The sequence below is a fragment of the Kribbella sp. CA-294648 genome, from assembly GCF_050943845.1.
In the GTDB taxonomy this organism is placed as follows: Bacteria; Actinomycetota; Actinomycetes; order Propionibacteriales; family Kribbellaceae; genus Kribbella.
In genome coordinates this window covers 2,341,392-2,362,379 of sequence record NZ_CP191981.1, presented here as the reverse complement: position 1 = coordinate 2,362,379, position 20,988 = coordinate 2,341,392, and the positions used below count along the sequence as shown (strand labels likewise).

At 63.0% G+C, this 20,988-nt stretch carries 17 protein-coding genes; 15 read left to right on the top strand and 2 right to left on the bottom strand.

Annotation, left to right across the window (positions count from 1 at the left end):
- Positions 1–368: 368 nt before the first annotated feature.
- Positions 369–2,492: an alpha-galactosidase gene (locus ACQPYM_RS11520; RefSeq protein WP_433019071.1), complete on the bottom strand. Its 2,124-nt coding sequence runs from the start codon at positions 2,490–2,492 to the stop codon at positions 369–371.
- A gap of 44 nt (positions 2,493–2,536) precedes the next feature.
- Positions 2,537–3,871 (bottom strand): sulfatase-like hydrolase/transferase, encoded by a 1,335-nt coding sequence (locus tag ACQPYM_RS11515; protein ID WP_433019068.1) that lies wholly within the window; start codon positions 3,869–3,871, stop codon positions 2,537–2,539.
- Between the two features lie 188 nt (positions 3,872–4,059).
- Here ACQPYM_RS11515 and ACQPYM_RS11510 point away from each other — a divergent pair, with 188 nt between their 5' ends.
- The 15 genes from ACQPYM_RS11510 (at position 4,060) to ACQPYM_RS11440 (ending at position 20,865) form a co-directional block, all read left to right on the top strand.
- Complete coding sequence (locus ACQPYM_RS11510; protein ID WP_433019065.1) at positions 4,060–5,046, top strand: LacI family DNA-binding transcriptional regulator; 987 nt, start codon at positions 4,060–4,062, stop codon at positions 5,044–5,046.
- A 433-nt stretch (positions 5,047–5,479) separates the two neighbouring features.
- Positions 5,480–6,832: an ABC transporter substrate-binding protein gene (locus ACQPYM_RS11505; RefSeq protein WP_433019062.1), complete on the top strand. Its 1,353-nt coding sequence runs from the start codon at positions 5,480–5,482 to the stop codon at positions 6,830–6,832.
- A gap of 5 nt (positions 6,833–6,837) precedes the next feature.
- A complete protein-coding gene (locus ACQPYM_RS11500; RefSeq protein ID WP_433019059.1) occupies positions 6,838–7,755 on the top strand; it encodes a carbohydrate ABC transporter permease in 918 nt (305 codons plus the stop codon).
- A gap of 24 nt (positions 7,756–7,779) precedes the next feature.
- Entirely contained in the window at positions 7,780–8,688 is a 909-nt protein-coding gene (locus ACQPYM_RS11495; RefSeq protein ID WP_433019056.1) for a carbohydrate ABC transporter permease, read from the top strand.
- A gap of 190 nt (positions 8,689–8,878) precedes the next feature.
- On the top strand, positions 8,879–11,242 hold the full coding sequence (locus tag ACQPYM_RS11490) for a beta-galactosidase (RefSeq protein ID WP_433019053.1): 2,364 nt from the start codon (positions 8,879–8,881) through the stop codon (positions 11,240–11,242).
- A complete protein-coding gene (locus ACQPYM_RS11485) occupies positions 11,232–12,776 on the top strand; it encodes a sulfatase family protein (protein WP_433019050.1) in 1,545 nt (514 codons plus the stop codon). The genes ACQPYM_RS11490 and ACQPYM_RS11485 overlap by 11 nt, the downstream gene beginning before the upstream one ends.
- A 190-nt stretch (positions 12,777–12,966) precedes the next feature.
- A complete protein-coding gene (locus ACQPYM_RS11480) occupies positions 12,967–15,135 on the top strand; it encodes an alpha-L-fucosidase (protein WP_433019047.1) in 2,169 nt (722 codons plus the stop codon).
- Between the two features lie 372 nt (positions 15,136–15,507).
- Entirely contained in the window at positions 15,508–15,921 is a 414-nt protein-coding gene (locus ACQPYM_RS11475; RefSeq protein ID WP_433019044.1) for a hypothetical protein, read from the top strand.
- A gap of 182 nt (positions 15,922–16,103) precedes the next feature.
- Complete coding sequence (locus tag ACQPYM_RS11470; RefSeq protein WP_433019041.1) at positions 16,104–16,373, top strand: hypothetical protein; 270 nt, start codon at positions 16,104–16,106, stop codon at positions 16,371–16,373.
- A gap of 20 nt (positions 16,374–16,393) precedes the next feature.
- A complete protein-coding gene (locus ACQPYM_RS11465) occupies positions 16,394–16,573 on the top strand; it encodes a hypothetical protein (RefSeq protein WP_433019038.1) in 180 nt (59 codons plus the stop codon).
- A 462-nt stretch (positions 16,574–17,035) separates the two neighbouring features.
- Entirely contained in the window at positions 17,036–17,278 is a 243-nt protein-coding gene (locus ACQPYM_RS11460; RefSeq protein WP_433019035.1) for a hypothetical protein, read from the top strand.
- Positions 17,279–17,968: 690 nt separating this feature from the next.
- On the top strand, positions 17,969–18,238 hold the full coding sequence (locus tag ACQPYM_RS11455) for a hypothetical protein (protein WP_433019032.1): 270 nt from the start codon (positions 17,969–17,971) through the stop codon (positions 18,236–18,238).
- Positions 18,239–19,380: 1,142 nt separating this feature from the next.
- Positions 19,381–20,226: a formylglycine-generating enzyme family protein gene (locus tag ACQPYM_RS11450; protein ID WP_433019029.1), complete on the top strand. Its 846-nt coding sequence runs from the start codon at positions 19,381–19,383 to the stop codon at positions 20,224–20,226.
- Positions 20,227–20,233: 7 nt separating this feature from the next.
- The gene (locus tag ACQPYM_RS11445; protein WP_433019026.1) at positions 20,234–20,563 is read left to right on the top strand and encodes a YidH family protein; all 330 of its coding nucleotides are present in this window, start codon (positions 20,234–20,236) and stop codon (positions 20,561–20,563) included.
- Positions 20,560–20,865 (top strand): DUF202 domain-containing protein, encoded by a 306-nt coding sequence (locus ACQPYM_RS11440; protein WP_433019023.1) that lies wholly within the window; start codon positions 20,560–20,562, stop codon positions 20,863–20,865. The genes ACQPYM_RS11445 and ACQPYM_RS11440 overlap by 4 nt, the downstream gene beginning before the upstream one ends.
- Positions 20,866–20,988: the final 123 nt, after the last annotated feature.

Here is a 20,988-nt window from a genome sequence, read left to right as displayed (position 1 = left end):
ACACCCGCACGGTTTCCGCAAGATCGCCCTTGGAGCCCGAGGCGAGCTATAAAGAAGAGCCCTCCTGGTGATTCCCGCCTTGCATCGGCCACTATCCGCTGAGGCTGATCGCAGCCAGGCGCCGTGTGGAATCCCGAGCGCGTAAGCCGATGATGGCCGCTGTACGCGAGCCGCCCTTGACAGTGCCGCGCCCTCTGCGGATACCGCTCACCCAGCCAACTCAGCCCAGACCATCGGTGGATTCAGGCTAAGGCTGCGTTGGCTCGGATCGACCGCCTGATCGAGGCGAGATCACGCGCAGGCCTATCCCGAACCGATCCCGGCGGATACTGTCATGGCGTTGTAGCCGCGCCGCGTAGCTGCGGGGCCTACGTTTTGACGCCACGTAGGTGAAGGAGCAGGCCTTGGCCGGGATTCAGCAGGGGAAGTTGAATGCCGGCTGAGAGCAGGATGGATCCAGGCAATTCGATCTCACCGTCGGACCACCATGCTGGTAGCCGTAGCTGCCGGCCAACGGCGTCAGCGAATTCTTTTCGGTGCGTTAGTGCGTATCGGCGTGAACGGTCTAGGCCGGGCAGTCGCACACGCCCGGGTAAGGTCTCCGGGGAGGTGGTGTGACGCACGTAGGCGAACACCGCCTCGGACTGGTCTGCGGCCACGACACCGTGTAGCAGTGCACCGGAATCGGGATGATCTGCGCGGACGACGTCACCTGTATGTAGCAAGGGCCGGAGCTCGTTGTACACATTTATCCAGGCCTTCAATGTGCGCAGTTCGTCCTTGGTGCACGTCGTGATATCCCACTCGATTCCCGGGTGTCCGAAAAGCGCTGTCAGACATCGAAGAGATAGATCGAGCCTGCGGCCCGTCGTGTGGGATTCCGGTGGGCCGACGTGGGTCCCGACGAGCTCCGGGGGTAACAGCAGACCTGTCCACCGCTGAATCTGCTGGCGTTCGAGTGCATCGTTGGTATCAGAAGCCCAGACTCGGTCGGTTCGCTCGAGGATTTCGAGGTCTACGCGGGCGCCCCCTGAGGAGCAAGTTTCGATCTCGAGCGCAGGGTGCCGGGCACGCAACTTGTCAAGGAGCTGGTACACGCCTGCGGTATGGGCGTGGAGTCCTGCCCGTGCAGTTGGCCAGTGCACTGCCTCGAGCAGGTCGCGATTGTGATCCCATTTCAGGTAATCAAGCCGATACTCCTTGATCAGAGCATCAAGCCGCAGGAACAAGTACTCCGCGACCTCTGGACGCCCACAATCTAGGACATCTTGGCTCCGCCAGCTGCGCGGCGGCCGGTCCTGTCGAGCCAGAACCCAGTCTGGGTGAGTTCGTGCCAGATCAGAGTCCTGGTTGACCATCTCTGGCTCCACCCAGAGGCCGATCTCCATACCGAGCTTCCGTAGATGGTCGGTGAGTGGATGCAATCCGCCTGGCCACGTACGTGGATCGACATGCCAATCGCCAAGCCCGGCCTTGTCGTCGCGCCGGCCGAGAAACCAGCCATCATCCAATACGAACCTCTGGACGCCCAATGCGGCAGCCACGTCGGCCAACTGCCGCAGGCGATCGATGTCGTGATCGAAGTAGACGGCCTCCCACGTGTTGAGCACCACTGGGCGCGGACGCCGTGGATGTAGTGGGCGGGAACGGATCCAGCGATGGATTCGTCCGGCGGCGCCGTCCAACCCGTTGTTCGACCAGGTGAAGAACACCCACGGAGATGAGTAGGCGGCACCTGGCTGCAGACGAACCTCGCCGGGGCGGAGCAGTTCACCGCCTCCTATCACTGCTGACGCTTGTCCAGCGCGCTCAGGCAACCTCTCGGCCAGATGAACGTGGTCTCCGCTCCATGCGACATGTGTTGCCCACACCTCACCATGACGGAAGCCAAAACCAGCTCGGCCGGCGACAAGTAGTAGTGGTGCATCGTGGCCGGTTCTGCCGCGGCGGGATTCCCGCAGTCGAGTTCCGAGGGTAAACGGAAGTCGCTGGGGTGAGCGTTCGCGGCACCAGCGGCCTGTTAAATCCAGGAGTTCTTCTGCTTCGGCGGGAATCGGCAGCATGACGGTCATGTTCGCCAAGGCGAGCACTATGGGACCATGATTGATCAGTCGATGGCGGATACGGACGAGACCGCTCGTCTCCAGCCGAAGTTGTATGTGTACAGCCAGGCCGAGCTCGCGATCCTGGAGTTCCAGTCGGACCTCGTCGTCACTGGTCTGGTGATTTACCTCCGTGTCCGTGAGGGTGAGCCGGGGATACAGAACGGCACCACCGCGAGCGCCAGAAAGTGCAGGCGTTCCCTGCCAGCCGTCACCCTCGACCGGTACGAGAGTGAACCACCACGGATCACGTAATGAGCTCGGAGGCACCGGGCGGGTCGCTGCATACCTCAGTGCGGCAATGTCAGCCGCTGTGAGCTTCCCGAGATCCTCCCCCCAATGGAGAACACGCGGAACGCCAGTGGACTCTAGGTCCAGGACAAGGGTCATGCCTCCTCTGCTGAGGACAACCGCGTCGGCTCCCTTGTCGCCCATCAGAGATCTGCCTCCTGCGGGCTGATCGAACGTTGCCCCCCGGGCCGTGGCGGGGCCGGCAGGATCACTGGTGCTGGTTCACCGATCTCCTCGATGCGGCGTAACAATCGCTGCCGCATCACGTCAGCTACGAGTCTGTGTGATTCGAGTCCGACGAGATTTACGATCTCGAATGGATCGCTGTACAGGTCGTACAGAAACTCCTCGGTGTACTCGTCAGCGCTAGCTCTCGTAGTCCCGTCATCATCCGACGCCCGCACCGAGTACTTCCACCGATGGGTTCGTATCGCGCGGCCCAGCTGGGACTCACTGATCTGAACCATCACATCGGTCGGCCAATCGAGTACCTTCCCGTCGAGCACCGGCATCAGCGAACGGCCTTCCATCTCCGCGGGCACGGGCAGCCCGGCTGCGTCCAGCAAAGTGGGTGCGATGTCGACGGAGCTGACCAAGTGCTTCACCTGGCCCTTGCCGTCGAATCCCGGACCCCACACCGCCGTGGGCACCCGAATCGAGACGTCGTGACAGCTTCGCTTGTAGTCATCGTTGCGCGTTTTGAAGTGGGATCCGTGGTCAGAGGTGAACAAGACAATCGTGTTGTCGGCCAGGTCCAGGCTGAGGAGAGCGTCACAGAGGCGCCCCAGCGCTTCGTCCAAGCGGCGGACCATTCCCCAGTAGCCGGCGAGGTCTCGGTGACTGGAGCCGCCAAACGCTGCCAGGTCGGGCGGAACCCACCGCCCCTCGTAGCGTTCGCGGTAGCCGACAGGCGCTGGGTGATCATCACGCGTGTTCTGGTGGTGCGGCTCCAAGTAGGAGAGGAAGAGCAGGAACGGATTCGCCTTGTGACTATCGACAAAGCGGATTGCCGCATCGGTGAGGGCGTCGACTCGGTAGCCAGGTAGCTCAACCGCTCGTCCTTCGTTGTCGTAAAGCTCCGTGCGATAGGCGTCGGAAGTGAACTCCAGCACGTTGGCCGCGAGCCACTGTCGGTAGCCACCCCGACCCTCGACTGCCACTGGCCCGCGGCTCGACGGATCGGCCAAGTGCCATTTGCCGATGTACCCGGTGGCGTAGCCGCCCTCGGTGAAGCAGGTGGCCAACGTGCTGACGTTGCTCGGTAACGGGATGCCATTGCGGAAGCATCCCAAGCTTGATGGGTAGAGCCCGGTCTGTAGCGATGCCCTTGATGGTCCGCACACGGGATTACTGACGAACGTATTGACTAGGTGCGTGCCGGCCCTTGCAAGCCGGTCGAAGTTCGGCGTCAGATCAAGTGGGTTGCCGTGCAGCCCAGCCGAGTCCCAACGCTGTTGATCGGTCAAGAAGACAACCACATTGGGTCTCCTCAGACGCGCCATGCCCACTGAACCCTCCCTTGTTCCGAGTACCGGCCGACCGCCTCGGACATCGGTAGGTTAACGGTAACGTTGCAGCCTCTCTTTCGCTAGTCGAGCCACGTGCAGCCGCAGAACACCGCATCGGCTATAACGGTGCTGTGAGCCCACAACCCACAATTCGCGACGTGGCTGCGATCGCGGGTGTCAGCGCGATGTCCGTTTCCCGCGCACTCAACGGGCAGCCCGGCGTCAGCGCCGAAACTGCGGAACGTATCCAGGAGGTGGCACGCCGAATCGGCTTCCGGCCGAACGCGTTGGCGACGAGCTTCCGGAACAAGCGCACGCTGGGGCTCGTGGGTATGGTCGTTCCCGATCCGTACGTACCCGTGTACAACGCGATCGAAGCTTCCGCAGACGAGTCCATGCGGCAACACGGTCACATTGTGGTGCGGGCTACCTCGTCCAGCTCGGACGGTCGGGAGCGCGCCGTCGTCGAGGCTTTCGTCGAACGCGGAGTAAACGCCATGCTCCTGGTGTCCAGGGAGGCAGAACACAGCTACCTGGCGCCACTCATCGAGCGCGGTCTCTCGGTAGTTTTCGTGGGCGGAAACCCCCCGGCCGGCGTAGAGGCATCCGCTGTAGTCATCGACCACCGCTGGGGAGCTCGCCAGGCAGTGACTCATCTGGTTCAAAACGGACACTCCCGCATTGCAGTCATCGCCGGTGACCGAGGTTTCGCTGCCTCGGAGCGGCTGGCCGGCTATGAGGCGTCCCTCACGCGGCAGGGATTATCGCTGGATCCGCGGCTGATACACCGCCGGACCGGCGCCGTGGATGAGGGTAGTGCCGCAGTGGATGCGTTGCTAGACGAAGCCGATCCGCCGACAGCCATCTTCTCCACCGGCTACCTGCTGACTGTTGGCGCGGTGCAAGCGCTGCACCGGCGTCGCTCTGACATCGTCCTGGTCGGCTTTGACGGCCTTGATGCACTGCAGTTGACCGATCCCAGGATCACGGTCGTCACTCAGCGGCCGACACAACTTGGGCGACACGCTGCGCGCCTACTGCTGGAGCAGCTTGCAGGTCTCACACCAGGGCCGCGCCTAGTGACTGTCCGACCGAAGCTGCTTATCCGGGGATCAGACGCGGCCTCGCCCCGGCGTCGTCGCTGACCGCGCGATTGACCACCGCGAAACGGAAGGTCGCTCTACGGATCGATTCGCCTCTCTGTGATCACTCCGCGCGCCGCTGTCCTTCGGCGAGGTGCATTCAGTCCATCCGCACAAGTGGCCAGGCAAACCCCGACTCGTGTCCCCAAGAGCATCTACGCCTCCCTAATCGGACTACGTGTCCAATCCTGAGTAGAGAGCCGAGCGTGCGGTAAGGATCCGGGTCTCCTCGCCGTCTGCTACATCGCCGAGCACCAGCCATTGCCAGTACTCCACATTTGCGTCTAGGTTACCGGTAACGTTGGACTACCGGGCACTACACCACGTGCCGGAGTGGAGGGAAATGATGCGGCACAGTGGTCGGTCGGCTGGATTGCCGACGGCCTTGGCGGGTGGAACGATCCACGGCAGCAACCCTCATCCGTCGGCAGCTTCAATGGCCGGCGTTGGTGCCCGTTCTCGCATCACGCTTGCCGAGGCGAGGGTTGGCAACGAGCTGAGCAGACGCGGGCTATTGTCGGCCGCGGTGCTGGCCGGGAGCGCGACCATCGGCGCAGCAGCGCTGGCGGGCTGCGCCGATCGTGATCCCAGGCGATCTTCGAAACAGGGAGGCCAGACGACCGGCACTTTGCGGGTGGCTCACTCACCGTGGATCAGCGGGGGAGCGCCGTGGCTCTTCACCGACTTGAAAGCTGCCTTCGAGGCACAAAATCCAGGGCTCACCGTCAAGTTCTCGCCTCTCGTCGATCCGCAGAGCGCGCCGACGGCAATCGTCCAGAAGTACGCCCTCGAGGCGAGGCGAGGCATTGCCAGCGCAGACGTTCTGCTTGGGCCGGTGTCTTGGACGGCGCTGGCGCCGATGGCACGGGCAGGAGCCCTGCTGCCTTTGGACGATGTCGTGCCGCATGCCTTTCTCGACCGGCTGCTGCCGGCTTCGCGAGCCGAGGCAGTGATGCCTGATGGCAAGAGATACGGCGTGCCGTACTGGAGCGACGTCATCGGCTTCCTGACCAGGACAGACCTGCTTACCCGTTACGACATTCCCGCTCCTCAGTCATGGCACGAGTTGGTCGACACCGCGAAGACGCTCGCGAAAGTGCTGCCCGATGGAACCTACGCGTTCAGCGCCGACTACACCCAACCAGTGCGCTTGTTCCTTCCGATCCTGGTCACTTTGACGGATAAGCCATTCGCAGAAAACGGCACGCTGGACATCGGCTCCGCGGCGGCGCTCGAGGCATTGGAGCTGATGAAGCAGCTCGTTTCATTCATGCCACCGGGCAGTGATCAACGGGACGCGGCGCTGAGGAGCTTGCAGGCGGGCAAGGTGGCGATGGGCACGTTCTGGCAAGGCACTTACAAACAAACCCTCAACGGCAAGCTCACTCCTGATCAGTTGAGCTACAGACCGAACCTCTCGGGCCGCCATCCCGGCACCGTGTACTGGAACACGTCCGCGATGGTCCTGGCGCACAGCCCCATGCCGGAGATGGCCGTCAAGTTCATCACGGAGGCTCTATACAGCGACCTCGCCCTGAAGAAGTCCGTTGAGCAGTCCGGGCGGTTTGCGCCGGTCGCCGACATGGCACGACGAGTTCAAATGCCCGCGTGGCTGAAGACTGCCTTTCAGCAACTCGATACTGCAAGTGTGCTGCCGGGAAATGATGCGTTCCTCAGGGTGGAGAACACTGCCTTCACTGAGCAGGTTGGACGCATGATCCTGCGGGGCCAGTCGGCGGCCGACACGCAGAAGGCGTTGACTGCCACCTTCAAGACGTATCGGTGGTGAACCGGGTGGTGAAGGCAGAGTCGGCCTCAAGGCCCCGCCGGTTCGGCTCATGGGTCCGTTCCGACCTGGCAGTCGGACCAGCCCTGATTGCCCCAGCGGTCATTCTCGTCGGCGTGTTCGTTCTCTGGCCGATAGCGCGAGCCGTCTACTTGACGTTTTTCGATTACAGCTTCTTGGCCGACCGATCAGCCTTCATCGGGCTGACAAACTATCTCGAGTGGGCGCGGGATCCGCGGATGTGGCATAGCCTGTGGATCTCGGTCAAGTTCTTCATGCTGTATGTTCCGACCAGCATGGCGATCGCACTCCTGATAGCCGTGCTGATCGATCGACTGGCCAACGCGCACTTCGCATCAATCTATCGAACCATCTTTTACTTCCCCGTGGTTCTGCCGGCGGCGATCGTTTTCCAGATGTGGATTTGGATCTACGAGCCGACCCTGGGGTTCATGACCTTGACGGGAGAAGCCGTAGGCGCTGATACCTCCCTCAACTGGTTAGGCGAACCGAGAACCGCCCTCGGAGCGCTTGCCATCATGAATGTCTGGCGTCACCTCGGTGAGACGGTGATCTTCTTTCTGATCGGACTAGCCAACATTCCGAAGGAAAATCTGGAGGCGGCACGCCTCGACGGCGCTTCGGAAGTGAAGATAGTCACTCGAATCATCATTCCATTGCTGGCGCCCATGATCTTCCTCGTCTTCGTCCTGCGACTCAAGGTTCTCGAACTCGTTGCCGAACCATTGTTCATGACTCAGGGTGGACCTATCGGGTCGACAATGACATATGGGTTGCAAGCATATGAACTGTTCCACCAAGAAGATCGCATCGGTTACGCCAACACGTGGTTCGTTTTGATGGCGGGTCTTGCGGTCGCGGCAGCGGCATTCGCAGGCAAGCGGATGCGGCAATTCCAGAATTAGGAGCGGAGACCCAAGGTGGATTCGATGACGATGGTGCCCGAGCGGCGTAGGAATCCGGCCCGGCAGCGTTCTCGGCCCAAGGGAGCGGTGCCTTCGCCGGGTACGCGGCGTCGACATGGCCTGCGTCAGCCGCTCGAGCACCTAGTTCTGGCCGCGCTGGCACTCCTCGTCCTCGTGCCGTTCATATGGCTGGCATCGGTGGCATTTCGCAGTCGAGATGACCTATACAGGCTGTTTCCGTCACGGCTGACGTTGGAGAATTTCGCCATCATGGTCGACCGCGTGCCGGACATGGTCGGCTACTACCTCAACAGTGTGCTGATAACGGTTGGTGCGGTATTGGTTGTTGCGGTCGCGTCGACGATGGCGGGTTATGCCTTCTCACAACTGTCCTTCCGAGGACGGGATCAGATCTTCTGGATCTTGATCGCAACAATCTTTGTACCGCATGCGACGGTCGTGGCCACCCTCTACCTACAGCTGTTCGAGCTCGGTCTTCTCGATACCCAGGTCGGTCTCATTCTGGTATACGCGTCATGGCAACTTCCGATCGGCACACTCGTTATGCGGTCCGTGTTCTCTCAGGTGCCCGACGAACTGCAGCAGTCTGCAAAGGTTGACGGGGCCTCGACATGGCAGATCATGTGGCGCATCTATGTCCCAATCGGAAAAGGCGGCATGATCATCGCCTGTCTGATGGCGTTCGTGCACTTTTGGGGGGAGTTCCTCCTGGCCTTCACGTTGGCTGGAACGAAAGTGATTCCCATGTCCATCGGGATCCGCTTCTTCGAGCCGAGTCCTTCGGATCCTGACTTCAGCTTTGCCGCCGCGGCCGCCGCAGCCTTGGTGATGTTCATACCTTCTGTGATTGTCTACGTAGGCTTCCAGAAATGGTTTTCCCGCGGTGTGATGGAAGGCGCTATCAAAGGATAGTCAACATCCTAACGGTATCAATAAACACACTTTGGCGCCAGGCACCGGCCTCGCGCGAGTTGTTCCCGCATTCACGGCTTATGAGAGGCGGTTAACCCTGATGACTGGCGGCAACGGCGATAAAAGCAATCGTGTCCTTCGGACCCGGCGAGACATTATCCGGTATGGAGTCGGAATCACGGCAGGCGTCATGGCAATGTTGACCATCGAGGAGTCGGCGGGCGCGCATCCAGAGGGGAGGATCAAGAAGACCGGCGATCCCGATTTCGACGCCCTCATTACTGACATTCAGAACAAAATCGCGGCTCTGGCCGGCAAGCTTCAGCCTTATGAACAGTCCACCGCGAAGCCGCGTGAGATCATTGCCTCTCTGCAGGTATCGACCATTTTCCTGCCTTGGGCAGTTGCCGACCACGCGGCCGGCCACCTCGACTTGGCGATGAAGGAGGCGCGAGACACGAACGAGGTTCTGGATTCGGCGCTCGCCGCCATCAAGGCCGGCGACTTCGCGCTGTCAACGGAGAAGGCCGTGATGCGGGTCCAGCCAAGGAACGGCGTCTTCACGAACAGCAGTGAGCAGCCGGTGTTCATGAGGACGATCGGAGGTCTGGTCGAAGGCGGTTACGAGATTGTCAATGCCGATGACATGAAGGCGGTCAAGGATCTGGGCGTCAACAACCTCACCGTTCAGGTCCCGCGTCTACGAGATGTGTTCGCCGACGGGCCGACGCCTCGTGACGGCTTGATGCCGCCGTGGACCGGCCAGTTCCTGAACAACCTGATAGATGCCGCCCATGCTGAGAAGATCACGCTGAACCTCAAATGCGGTCTCGAGGGTGGGTTGCCGAATTGGTTCGCCCAACTCTACCCAGAGGCGGTGGTTGACAAGGACATCAACCACTTCTTTGAGCAGGACCCAGACCACCCCGAGGTGCGTGCACTTGCCGGCCGATACGTCACCTGGCTCATGAGCGGCCTCCTTGCGAACAACGATCTGGCCAAGCTGAACGAAACAGTCGTCGGGTTCCTTCTCGGCAACGAGACCAGCATGACGAGTCTCACAGACCCCACCCTCGCCAAGTTCCGTCAGCACCTCAGGACCAAGTACCAGACCATCGATTCCCTGAACGCCGCGTGGAAGACAGACACGTGGCCGGCAAGTCCTGACTACCCGTATCTGTCCTTCAGCGCAGTCAAGAAGGCACATCGTCCACTGATCGAAGCATCCGCCATGGGGGCATACGACTGGCACACCTTCAACTTCGAACGGTTCAATGGGTTCTTCGCATGGTTTGCGGCATCGCTCAAGGCCGCGGCACCCGGGCTCACCGTTCGAACGCACGTCAAGGTCGAGAGTGAGCGAAGCTGGAGTCCACGACCCAACGTGTGGAACTACCCGTGGGGATCCGAACGAGAGAGCCTCACCGATGTCACGGAAATCATAGGCTGCGACACCCGCCCAATCGCAGGCCCGGACCAGCGAAGCCCCAACTTCCAGCTCACGCCGGTTGAGGAGTGCGTCGAGCTTCCGCCGGTAGATCCAACCCCGCTCGAGGATCCCAACTATTGCCTCAATTGGCTCTTCCAGTCGCTCGAGTTCGACTTGATGAAGTCCGTTGCGCCTCTCAAGCCCATCTACGACACCGAGTGGCACGCCGTCCAGACAACTCGGTACCGGAACGCGAACGTGCCACGGGGGCACATGCGTGCCGCTCTACGTCTTGCTACCTGGCATGGTCTAGCTGCGACGAGCGTATGGCAGTACCTTCGCATGGACACTGGCGAGAACTGCCAGTTCTTCAACGAGGCATCGATCACCGCCCAGCCATACGTGATGAACGAGTTCTTCAACGAGTCGGTTGTCATCGACAACGAGATGCACCGGGTCACGCCCTTCCATCAAGCACCACGAAAGATCCGGGTGGTCCACTCGGTCAGCGCTGCGTTGCACGACCGAGCGAGCTACTTGAAAGCAATCCAGGACGTCTACCAGGCCTTCTATTTCAGTGATGTACAGCTCGGACTGATGACCGAACGAATGCTCGAAGAGGGTCGGGGGACCGACGCTGAGCTCCTCATCCTTCCCGCAGTGCGGCAAATCTCATTGCCGGCGTGGAGCAGATTGCAGGCGCTCTCCCAGGCTGGAACCCCAATTCTTGTTGTGGGCCCTGCACCGCAACTCGACAATCGGTTGCGGCCGCTCCAGGACCAGCACCTCGGGGGTGCCGTTCGGCAACTCGACTTGGCGACGTCGTTCCTGGCGTACAAGGCCGTCAATGATGAGATCATCGGGTGGGCGGGAGTTGCACGTCCATACAAGGTGTTGCGAATGGACGGGACTAGGCCGGCATTCGTCGAGGCGAGGTTCACCAGCACGCCCAGCGGGGCAACCCTCGGATATGCCATCAATCTCGGGTGGACACCCGAGACAATCAGGCTGGAGCGACCATCCGGCACCTCAGCCTTTGACATCTACCGGCACGGACGGGTTCAGCGCAGGGCAAGCGAGGTGCAGCTCGCGCCCCGCGAGTATGTCACCTTCAATGTCGCCTGACCTACGCCTGATTGGAGCATTCAAGGTGCACCGGCCGAATATCCTTCTCATTACCAGTGATCAGCAGCACTGGAACACCATCGGCAAGTTCAATCCCGAGATCCAAACCCCCGCTCTGGACCGGTTGGCAAATGAAGGGACCACGTTCCGTCGGGCATACTGCCCGAATCCGACGTGTACACCGACTCGCGCGTCCATCATCACAGGGAAGTATCCCAGCCAGCACGGCGCCTGGACGCTCGGAACGAAGTTGAGCGAAGATCAACCCACGCTCGGCCAGTACCTCCAGAGGGCGGGCTACCGAACTGGGTTGATCGGCAAGGCACACTTTCAACCGCTGCGCAGCACGCCGGAGTACGAGTCGATCGAGTCTTATCCGATCCTGCACGACCTCGAATTCTGGAAGAGATTCCACGGCCCCTATTACGGGTTCGAGCACGTCGAACTGGCACGGAACCATACTTCCGAGGCGCATGTGGGCCAGCACTACGCATTGTGGCTGCAGGAGCGGTGTGGCGACGACTGGCGGCGGTACTTCTCGGCTCCGACCGGCACCCTAGCCCCTGACGCGGCGCACAGTTGGGCGATCCCCGAGGGACTCCACTACAACACGTGGATCGCCGAACGTACGACCGCTTTGATCGAACGACACCACGACAACGACGAGCGCTTCTTTCTCTGGGCGAGCTTCCTTGACCCCCACCCGCCGTACCTGGTCCCTGGGCCATGGGACCGGATGTACGACCCAGAAAGACTGACCGTACCTGAGGTGGCAGCCGGCGAGCACGATCGGAATCCGCCGCAATTCGCCCTCACACAGCAAGCCGAACCGGACTTCTCTCACTGGAATGAAACGGGCCACGCGGTGCATGGGCACGTCTCGCACATACGTTCCCTCGAGGAACGCCACCGAATTGTCGCCACCTATTACGGTATGATGAGCTTCCTGGACAAGTATGTCGGCGTAATCCTCGATAAGCTGGACGCACTAGGGATCGCAAATGACACGATTGTCATCTTCACAACGGATCATGGACACTTCTTTGGTCAGCATGGCCTGCAAGCCAAAGGGCCGTTCCACTACGAAGATCTGCTTCGGGTGCCCCTCATCGTCCGGTATCCCGGACTAGTTCCCGCCGGGGCGCTGAATTCCAAATTGCAGTCGCTAACGGACCTCGCGCCAACGCTCCTGCATTTGGCGAGGCTCGACGTGCCACCGGACATGACCGGGCGGAACCAGTGGCCCGTTTGGTCGGGTGACTCTGATGGAATCAGGGGCCACGTCATCTGTGAATTCCATCACGAGCCAACAACAGTTCACCTGAGAACATACATCGAGGATCGCTACAAGCTGACCGTATATCTTAGGGAAGAATCTGGCGAGCTATACGACCTACATGACGACGCTGCTGAACTGCATAACCGGTGGGATGACCCGGCCTACGCGGCGCTCAAGTCTGCGCTGCTGCTGAGGTTCATGTGGGCCGAACTTGAGAGATCACCGATGCCTATGCCGCGCATCGCCGTCGCGTAAAGCTGCCGCCTTGTTGGCTAGCGCGGCAAAGTGGACCATCGTGCTCGCATGGTCTTCAACACCTTGACCTTGGTGATCGCGCTCGCCGACGCGGCTGATCACCTCGAACGCTAGAAATCCCCAAGACATCCTATCTATTTCCGCGGAGTATTCCGCTGAGAACTCCGCCCACCTTCCTATGGGAGATCCGATGTGTAGACGCCGTGTCGCATCATTCCTCGTCTCGGTCGCGGTCACAGCGGCCCTGCTGGTCGCACCGGCCGCGGCGGTGCCGGCCGCCGTCGGGCCGGGTGACCTGGCTGTCGACGATCCGTTCACCTCCGCCCGGACCCAGACCTGGCGCGATCAGCGCTACGGGATGTTCATCCACTTCGGCGCCTACAGCCAGTTCGCCGGCTCCTACACAAAGCAGGACGGCTCGACGTGCCGCGCCGCCGAGTGGATTCAGCGCAACTGCAATGTGCCCTGGCCCGAGTACGAGGCCGAGGCCGCGAAGTTCAACCCGAGCATGTTCAGCGCCGAGGCGATCGTCAATACCGCCAAGGCCGCCGGCCAGAAGTACATCATCATCACCGCCAAGCACCACGACGGCTTCGCGCTCTGGCCGACAGAGGTCAACGACTGGAACCTGTACGACCGGACCGCCTTCAAGCGTGACCTACTCGGCGAGCTCGCGGCCGAGACCCGACGGCAGGGGCTGCAGTTCGGCGTCTACTACTCGATCTGGGACTGGCACGACCCGGACTTCCGGTCTACGGCGACGTTCAGCCGGTACGTAGAGAAGATGAAGGCCCAACTGGCCGAGATCCAGCAGCGGTACCAGCCGTCGGTGTACTGGTTCGACGGCGAGTGGACGGTCAGTGGCGGCCCGGTGCCCAACCCGTGGACCGCCACAGACGGTGCGGACCTGGAGCGGTACGTCCGCGGCCTGGCACCGGACGCGGTGATCAATAACAGGGTCGGCAAGCGGGCTACAGGTGACGGCGACTTCGGCACCCCGGAGCAGGAGATCCCGGAGCGGCCCGTCGACGGCCAGCTGTGGGAGAGCTGCATGACGCTGACCCGCACCTGGGGTTACGCCGAGTGGGATGAGACGGTCAAGACCCCACGCACTGTGGTGGAGAACCTGACCCGGATCACGGCCGGTGGTGGCAACTACCTGCTCAACGTCGGGCCAGACCCGCTCGGCCGGATCCCGACCGCCCAGGCGAACTCGCTCCGCACCGCCGGTGAGTGGCTGGCGGACCACGGGGAGATGATCTACGGCGCCGGCCACACGGGGCTAGTGGACCACCCGGCCTGGGGCAATGTCACCGCCAAGGGCTCGACCCTGTACGCGACGGTGCGGGAGTGGCCGGCGTCCACCACTCCGCTGCTGTTGACCACCCAACCGGGCGTCGAAATCACCGGCGGGACGGTGATCGGCGGCGGGGCTGTCACGGTGCGGAAGGTCACCGGTGGATATCAGCTGTTGCTCCCGCAGAACGCGCCGCAGTCGCTGCTGCCGGTACTGAAGTTGACCTCGCAGACGCCGTCGCCGACGCCGGGCAACGGAACCGGATTGACTGCGCGCTACTACCAGAGCCTCTCGCAGCCGCCGGTGGTGACCCGCACCGAACACTCGCTCAGCCATGAGTGGCGGTACGGCGTCGAGCCGGCGCCCGGCGTCGGTGCCGGGGCGTTCGCGGCACGCTGGACGGGCACGCTGACTGCACCCGCGACCCAGCTCTACCGATTCGTGACGGTGGCATCCGGCGCGGTCACGGTGAAGATCGGCGGGGTCACTGTGGTGAACCGCACCACGACCGGTGGCCGGACGGTCGACGCCACGCCGGTCGGGCTGGTCGCCGGAGGCCGGTACGCGATCGAGGTGCAGTACTCCAAACCCGCCGGTGCAGACGCGATGCTCAACCTGTTCTGGTCATCGCCGTCGATGCCGCAGCGGGTGCTGGCCGCGCCACACATGGGTCCCAGCGCCGGTGCCGACGCCACGCTGGTGGACGACGCCGACCCGGCGTTCGCCTACTCCGACGGCACCTGGAGGGTGAGCAGCGGGCGCGGGTACGGCGACCTGCGCGACGCCGTACACCACACCCAAGACAGCGGCGCGACGGCGACCGCGACAGTCACTGGCAAGGGCTTCGCCGTCATCGGTGAGCTCAACCCCGACCAGGGTCCGGTCGAGATCCAGGTCGACGGAGTGGTTGTCGCGACCGTCGACACCGGCGCCACGAAGGCCCGCCGGACGCAAGCCGTCTGGTACCGAGGCACATTCGGTACGCCGGGGCAACACCGCGTCACCCTGGTCAAGCGCGGCGGGCAGTTCCTGACCGTGGATGGGATCACCGTGTTCAGCTAGCGCCCCGTCCCGGCGCGAGCGTGAGGTGTGCTCGCAGCGAGACTCGACCGCCGGCCAGCTGTGCGACAGGGTCTCGCCGCGGGCACACGAGACGGCAGCAATAGAGCGCCATGCGTAACGTGCTAATACCTGATGTCGCTGGTCACGGCGTTGGTCAGCTGGGCGATGCTGAGTGGGGCTTGGCTGCCACGGTCGGCCTGGTCTTGCGAGCCCAGTTGTACGGGATGGCGAAAATCTCGTAGTCGTCCTTGGTGAACTGCGTTGCGTGGTTCTGGACGCTGACCCCGCCACCATCATGGGCGACGCTGCCCTCCCGGGGTCAATACTGTCCCGTCTGAGGCTAAGGCAGTAGTCGGCTTGTTCGAAACGCTAATGCGCGCCCGAGAGCGACCGGACAATCTCGAAGGCCGACTACTGCACAACCGAATCGAAACGCGCCGAGGCAGAGTCGCTGCTGGGTGCCAATCAGCTCGTGTCCAGGACCTGCAATCCACCATCGAACGACTCATCGAGGAACTCGGCCACGCCCAGCAACAGTTCAAGTCCGCAAGGCGCGAAACGGCCGAGCTGCGTGGTGAGCAGCTGCGCGAGGCGGTGCTGGTGCGCTGCCGGACAGCTCAGGTCGAGCCACCGGGCCGGCCGGAGCCGATCATCGGCGCTGCGAAGGCCCTGTTCGAGAAACCGTTTTCTGAGCAGACAATGCTGCGGCTGGGGCGGCGTGCGCGCAGTGGCTGGCCGCATTGGTCGAGCTGGGCGATGGCAGGGGCGGTCTTCTGGCGGAGTTGAAGGCGGATCCGAGACAGGTGAGCCTGGATACGCTGCGCGCGAGATCGACAAGCTGGAGGCGGTCAAGGCCCTGCGGGTGCCGGCGGGGTTGTTCGCGGATTGTTCGGAGCGGCTGGTGGAGGCGTGGCCGGGCTCGGGCTACCAGGTCGTACTCGTCGGACCTGGGTGCCGCTGGCCGATCGGTGCGGCTGACGCGGCTGGCGGCGTTGTGCTGGACCGGGCAGGCCGGGATGTCCGGCTCGCACAGCCCGCGGCCGACCATCCCGACGGCACGGTCCGTAGCGCAGTGTTTCCTGTGGTCGGTGAGCACACTGCGCGATCTGGTGCGTGAGGCGAAGGCGAACAAGCAGGCGTTCCAGGCCAGGGTCCGCAGGGTACTGCACAGCAGCTACACCCACCACTACCGCCGGATGCTGCCACCGCTGCATGCGGCGCTGTCGTTTCGGTGCTAAACACGGCGTACCGGCCGGTGATGGACGCCTTGGAGTTGCTGGCGCGCTACGACGGCGTTGACGGCAAGCAGCGCTTCTACGCCGTGGCCGATCAGGCACCGATCGACGTTGTGGCTCCGGCCGCGTGGCGCGAAGCGGTGGTCGACGAGAATGGCCGTGTCGAGCAGGTACCGTACGAGCTGTGTGTGCTGGTGGCGTAACGGGATGCGCTCCGGCGCCGCGGGGATCCGATGGGATCTGGACCGTCCAGGAGTACGCCAAATGGTGAAGTACGCGACCGCACTGCGGCTGGGTGCCGCGGAGGCAGAGACCATCCTGCGACGATTCACCGCGGGCCCCAGCACCGCACCTACTCTGCGCTGGACGCAACACTCATGAAACAGCGGATCCGGTCCATCTTCGGTGACCGCTGGCATTTTCATGAGCGCCAGCCCTAGGAAACGGGCCCAACCAGAGGTGTTGGAACTTACATCCACACAGCACGCCCAGCGCTGGGAGTGCTGTCGAAACTCGCATCCAACCGGTGTCAGAAGTCATGTCCGAAGCAAGACGATCGGCTCGGCCGGTCGCGGGCCGAGATGCTGCAGCTGTTCACCGAGCTCACCGCGAGGGCGTGCAGGTGAACGTGATTGGCGGGCCGATTCCGTTCGACCCTCCAAACCTTGCCCGGCCATGAGATGGCCCAGGCGCTCCTGCTGTTCCTCGGTCAGGTCGAGCTGATCTACAAGCAGGAGCGGGTCGCGTCAGCGCGCGAGTCCGGCAAGCCCGCGCACCGGCCCCGCAAGCTCACGCCCCAACTCGAGGAAGACCTCGCCGTCGAACTCTCCGGGGGCCGGTCGACGAACTCGCTGCGAAGTACGGCGTCTCGCGTACGACGTACCGGATCGCGCGTGAGCACCAGATGAAGAACAACGCCCGTCCCACATTTACCCCGGCCGGCCGCGGCAAGTCCCTGACCCCAGCTCAGATCGGCACCGCCCAGCGACTGAAGGCCGACGGGCTGTCGATCCGTCAGATTGCCCAGGCCATGGGTCCAGCCGAGCGACAGTCCATCGCACTCTGGCCACCGCGTACGTCATCACTACGATTGCGACGGACCTCGCGGTGGCAGTCTTCCCGATGCGGCACACACGATCAGGCCGGCCCACAGCGGCTGGCCTGCGCGGGCTGCGGCACCGTTCCGAACGGCAAGATCGCCGCCGCGCGGCTGCACGAGGAACTTCAGACCGAGTGGCGGTCGATCACCGGCCAGGATCCGACCGGATCGTGGACGCGGCACTGCGGCCGGTGCCAGCCGCATACCGTCTACGCGATGGCATGTCTGGCCTGCGGTGACGGGCCACTCCTGACCGGTCAGCTCGCCGAACTCGCCCGCGACACCGACCCGCAGCAACTGCCCGCAGTCGTCACCGAACGGCTCATCGCCGAGTGGCAGTGGGCGACAACGTCGTACGGCACCGGCTGGATCTGGCGGGACACGGCCACCGGACAGTCGGGCCCGGCCGGGTCGGGGCATCAAGGTGACGACCCTGCCGGGTACGACGGATCCGCGGGCAGGCCGGATGGCGAACCCGCGCCGTGCAGCGGAGTAGTGGATGAGCCGCCGCCACGAAGAGTTCGCCGAGTTCGTCCAGGCGCTGCGAGATATCGCCGCGAGCTGCGCGACGGTCCACAACCGGCACCGGTGGAGTATCGGCGGTGCCCAGAATGCGGCCAAGTCCGGCCGATCGGTCGGCTGCGCAGGACCCATCACACTGACCCGGTCCCATTTCCTGCCGACCCCGCCGGAATACCATTGCACAGCCTACGACGCCTACAGCGTGCGCCAAGTCGACGACGTCGTCGACCCCACGACCCGACCATAAATTTCACCCGCGCCCGTGCAGTCGCTGGCACGCGCTCTACTGACGAGCGCCTGAACGGCTTGGCGGAGCGCCAGCTCACACAGATCACTCTGAACTGGTCGGCCTACCCCGCCGCCGACTAGGGTGTTCTGATGCCGATGACACACTCTGTGGAGGCGGTATGTCGGTTCGATCGTCGCCTTGGCGGCGATGGTGCTGACAGTCGTGGCGGTGATGCCACGGCACTAACTTTGGCCCCGCTCAACACGCGATGCTGCTGACGCTGATGAACCGAAACGTTCCGCGCTGGATGCTAGCCCAGGCCGATCACCGGTGGAGAGTTTCGAGTACGGCGAGTTGAACGGGTTGACCTGCGGCATCCTCGGTCTGTGAAACTCGGGCGCGGACCTGGCTGTGAAGGCCAAGGCGCTTCACATGCGTGTTGCGGCCTGAGTCGGCGATCCGACGTGTGCCAGTGCCTGGTGTGGACCAGCTTTACCCGCCGGATGGTTGCAAAAGCAGCTCAGTGAATCGGACTTCGTCGTCGGTGCTCCGCTGCCTTCCACCGCACGGCACGAAAATCTTACCGGCCGACAGCCCGCTCTGGGACCTTGACAATGTGATAATCACGTCCCACAACCGTGCCATCACGGCAGGCACCCGCCGGCGTGCCATCGATCATTCTCGCCAACCTGGATTCAGTTCAGGTGGGCCAGAAAGGTCGTGGACAAGACTGCGCGCTACCGAGTGGCGCTGGGCGACCGAGCCGCATCACCTTACGGCGTCCCAAATGCCGGACCGCTGCAGAGGATCAGTCATCCGGTATATGACATTCTGGCTCCGGCCGCGAGTGCTTCTGGCTGTGCGAACGTCGCCAGCCAGTCGCGCGTCGATCGTGTCGTTCGGTGCTCACTGTGTATGCGGAATGCGGCGCCGGGTCGACGACTCGTTCGTTGTTCGCGAGACGGGGTTACTACGAACTGGAAGTGTTCAGGAACTGGGGCGAAGCACCATGAAGCAAGACAACGACATGTGGCCATATGCGCCCGCACACTGAGCAGCATTCGTGCTGCGCACCGAGCCGCTCATCAACGGAAACTGCCGCCGGACCAACGCAGCCGAAGGTCGCGGTGCCTGCTAGCGGGCTCCAGCAGCCGGTGACGGTGCCGGGTGGCGAGTTTCAGATGGGCGACCCGTTCGATGAGGGCTATCCCGCTGACGGCGAGAGGCCCGTCCATCGAGTCATCCTGGGTTCGTTCGCGGTCGACCCGACGGCAGTCACGAACGCAGAGTTCGCGGCATTCATCGACGCGACCGGCCACATCACCGATGCCGAGCGTTACGGCACATCCGCCGTGTTCCACCTCGCAATCGACAGTGCGGACGACTCTGTCGTCGGCCAGGCGGCCGGAGCGCCCTGGTGGATCACCGTCCGCGGAGCCACCTGGGCTCACCCAGAGGGTCCACGGTCCGATCTGGACGGCCGCCTCGATCACCCAGTGGTGCACGTGTCCCATCACGATGCGCTCGCCTACTGCCGATGGGCTGGAAAGCGCCTGCTGACCGAGGCTGAATGGGAATACGCCGCGCGCGGCGGACAACCGGGCCGCCGATTCGCGTGGGGAGACGACCTCACACCCGACGGCGAGCACCAGTGCAACATCTGGCAGGGCATCTTCCCGACCGAGAACACCCTTAACGACGCGTATCTGACCACAGCCCCGGCGCGCAGCTTTCATCCCAACGGCTTCGGGCTGTGGAACATGGCGGGCAATGTCTGGGAATGGTGCAACGACTGGTTCTCGCCGTACTACTACAAGCGCTCGCCCGTCGAGAATCCACCCGGCGCTCCGTTCGGCCAGGCCCGGGTAATGCGTGGGGGCTCCTACCTCTGCCACGACTCCTACTGCAACCGCTACCGCGTCGCCGCCCGGTCCAGCAACACTCCGGACTCATCCTCCGCCAACCTCGGCTTCCGCTGCGCCTCCGACCTGCACGCAATGGGCTGAACCGCGGATGACGACTGAGCCCGACTACCGGTTCACCCTGGCGAACGAGCGGACCTACCTGGCCTATCTACGAACTTCTCTCGCGTGCTACGCAGGCGGTCTATCCGCGGTGCAGTTCCTTGACCTTGGCTCCGACCGCTGGGCGGCGCGGGTCATCGGGGTAGTTCTCGTAAGCACCGGCATCATCTCGACCGTCGGCGCCCTCCATCGATGGAGAATAAACCTGACGGCCATCAGACGGGACGAACCGCTTCCGACAACTCGGCTGCCACTGTTGCTGGCAACAACTATCGGCGCGGTCGGCCTCATCGGCCTGCTAGTCTCCTTGCGAGGATGACCACTCCGGACCCAGGCTTGCAACCCGAGCGCACTTTGCTCGCGTGGCGCCGTACGGCACTCGCCCTGGCCGCGAACGGTGTACTCCTCCTAGCCTCAGGCCATGGAACATCACCTGTCCGAACTAGCGTCGGCATCGCGATCATCGCAGTGGCTTTCTCCACCTGGACCATCGTCGGCCTCGTCTACCGGTACGCGGAGGGCCAGGTCACCACTTTGAGCGGCACGCCCCTTCAACTGGCTACGGCATCCCTAATCCTCGCAGTCGGCCTCTTCGATCTCTACGCCGTCCTTAACCACTGAGCAAGCGTAGAGAGAGGATCACGGTTCTGCGGCAACGCAGTTCGCGGTCGCGGCGCAGTCAGGTGAACAGCTTGGCGGGGGTCCTCATTGCGTCGTGCAGCTTTTCGACTCCCATCCGCAGGA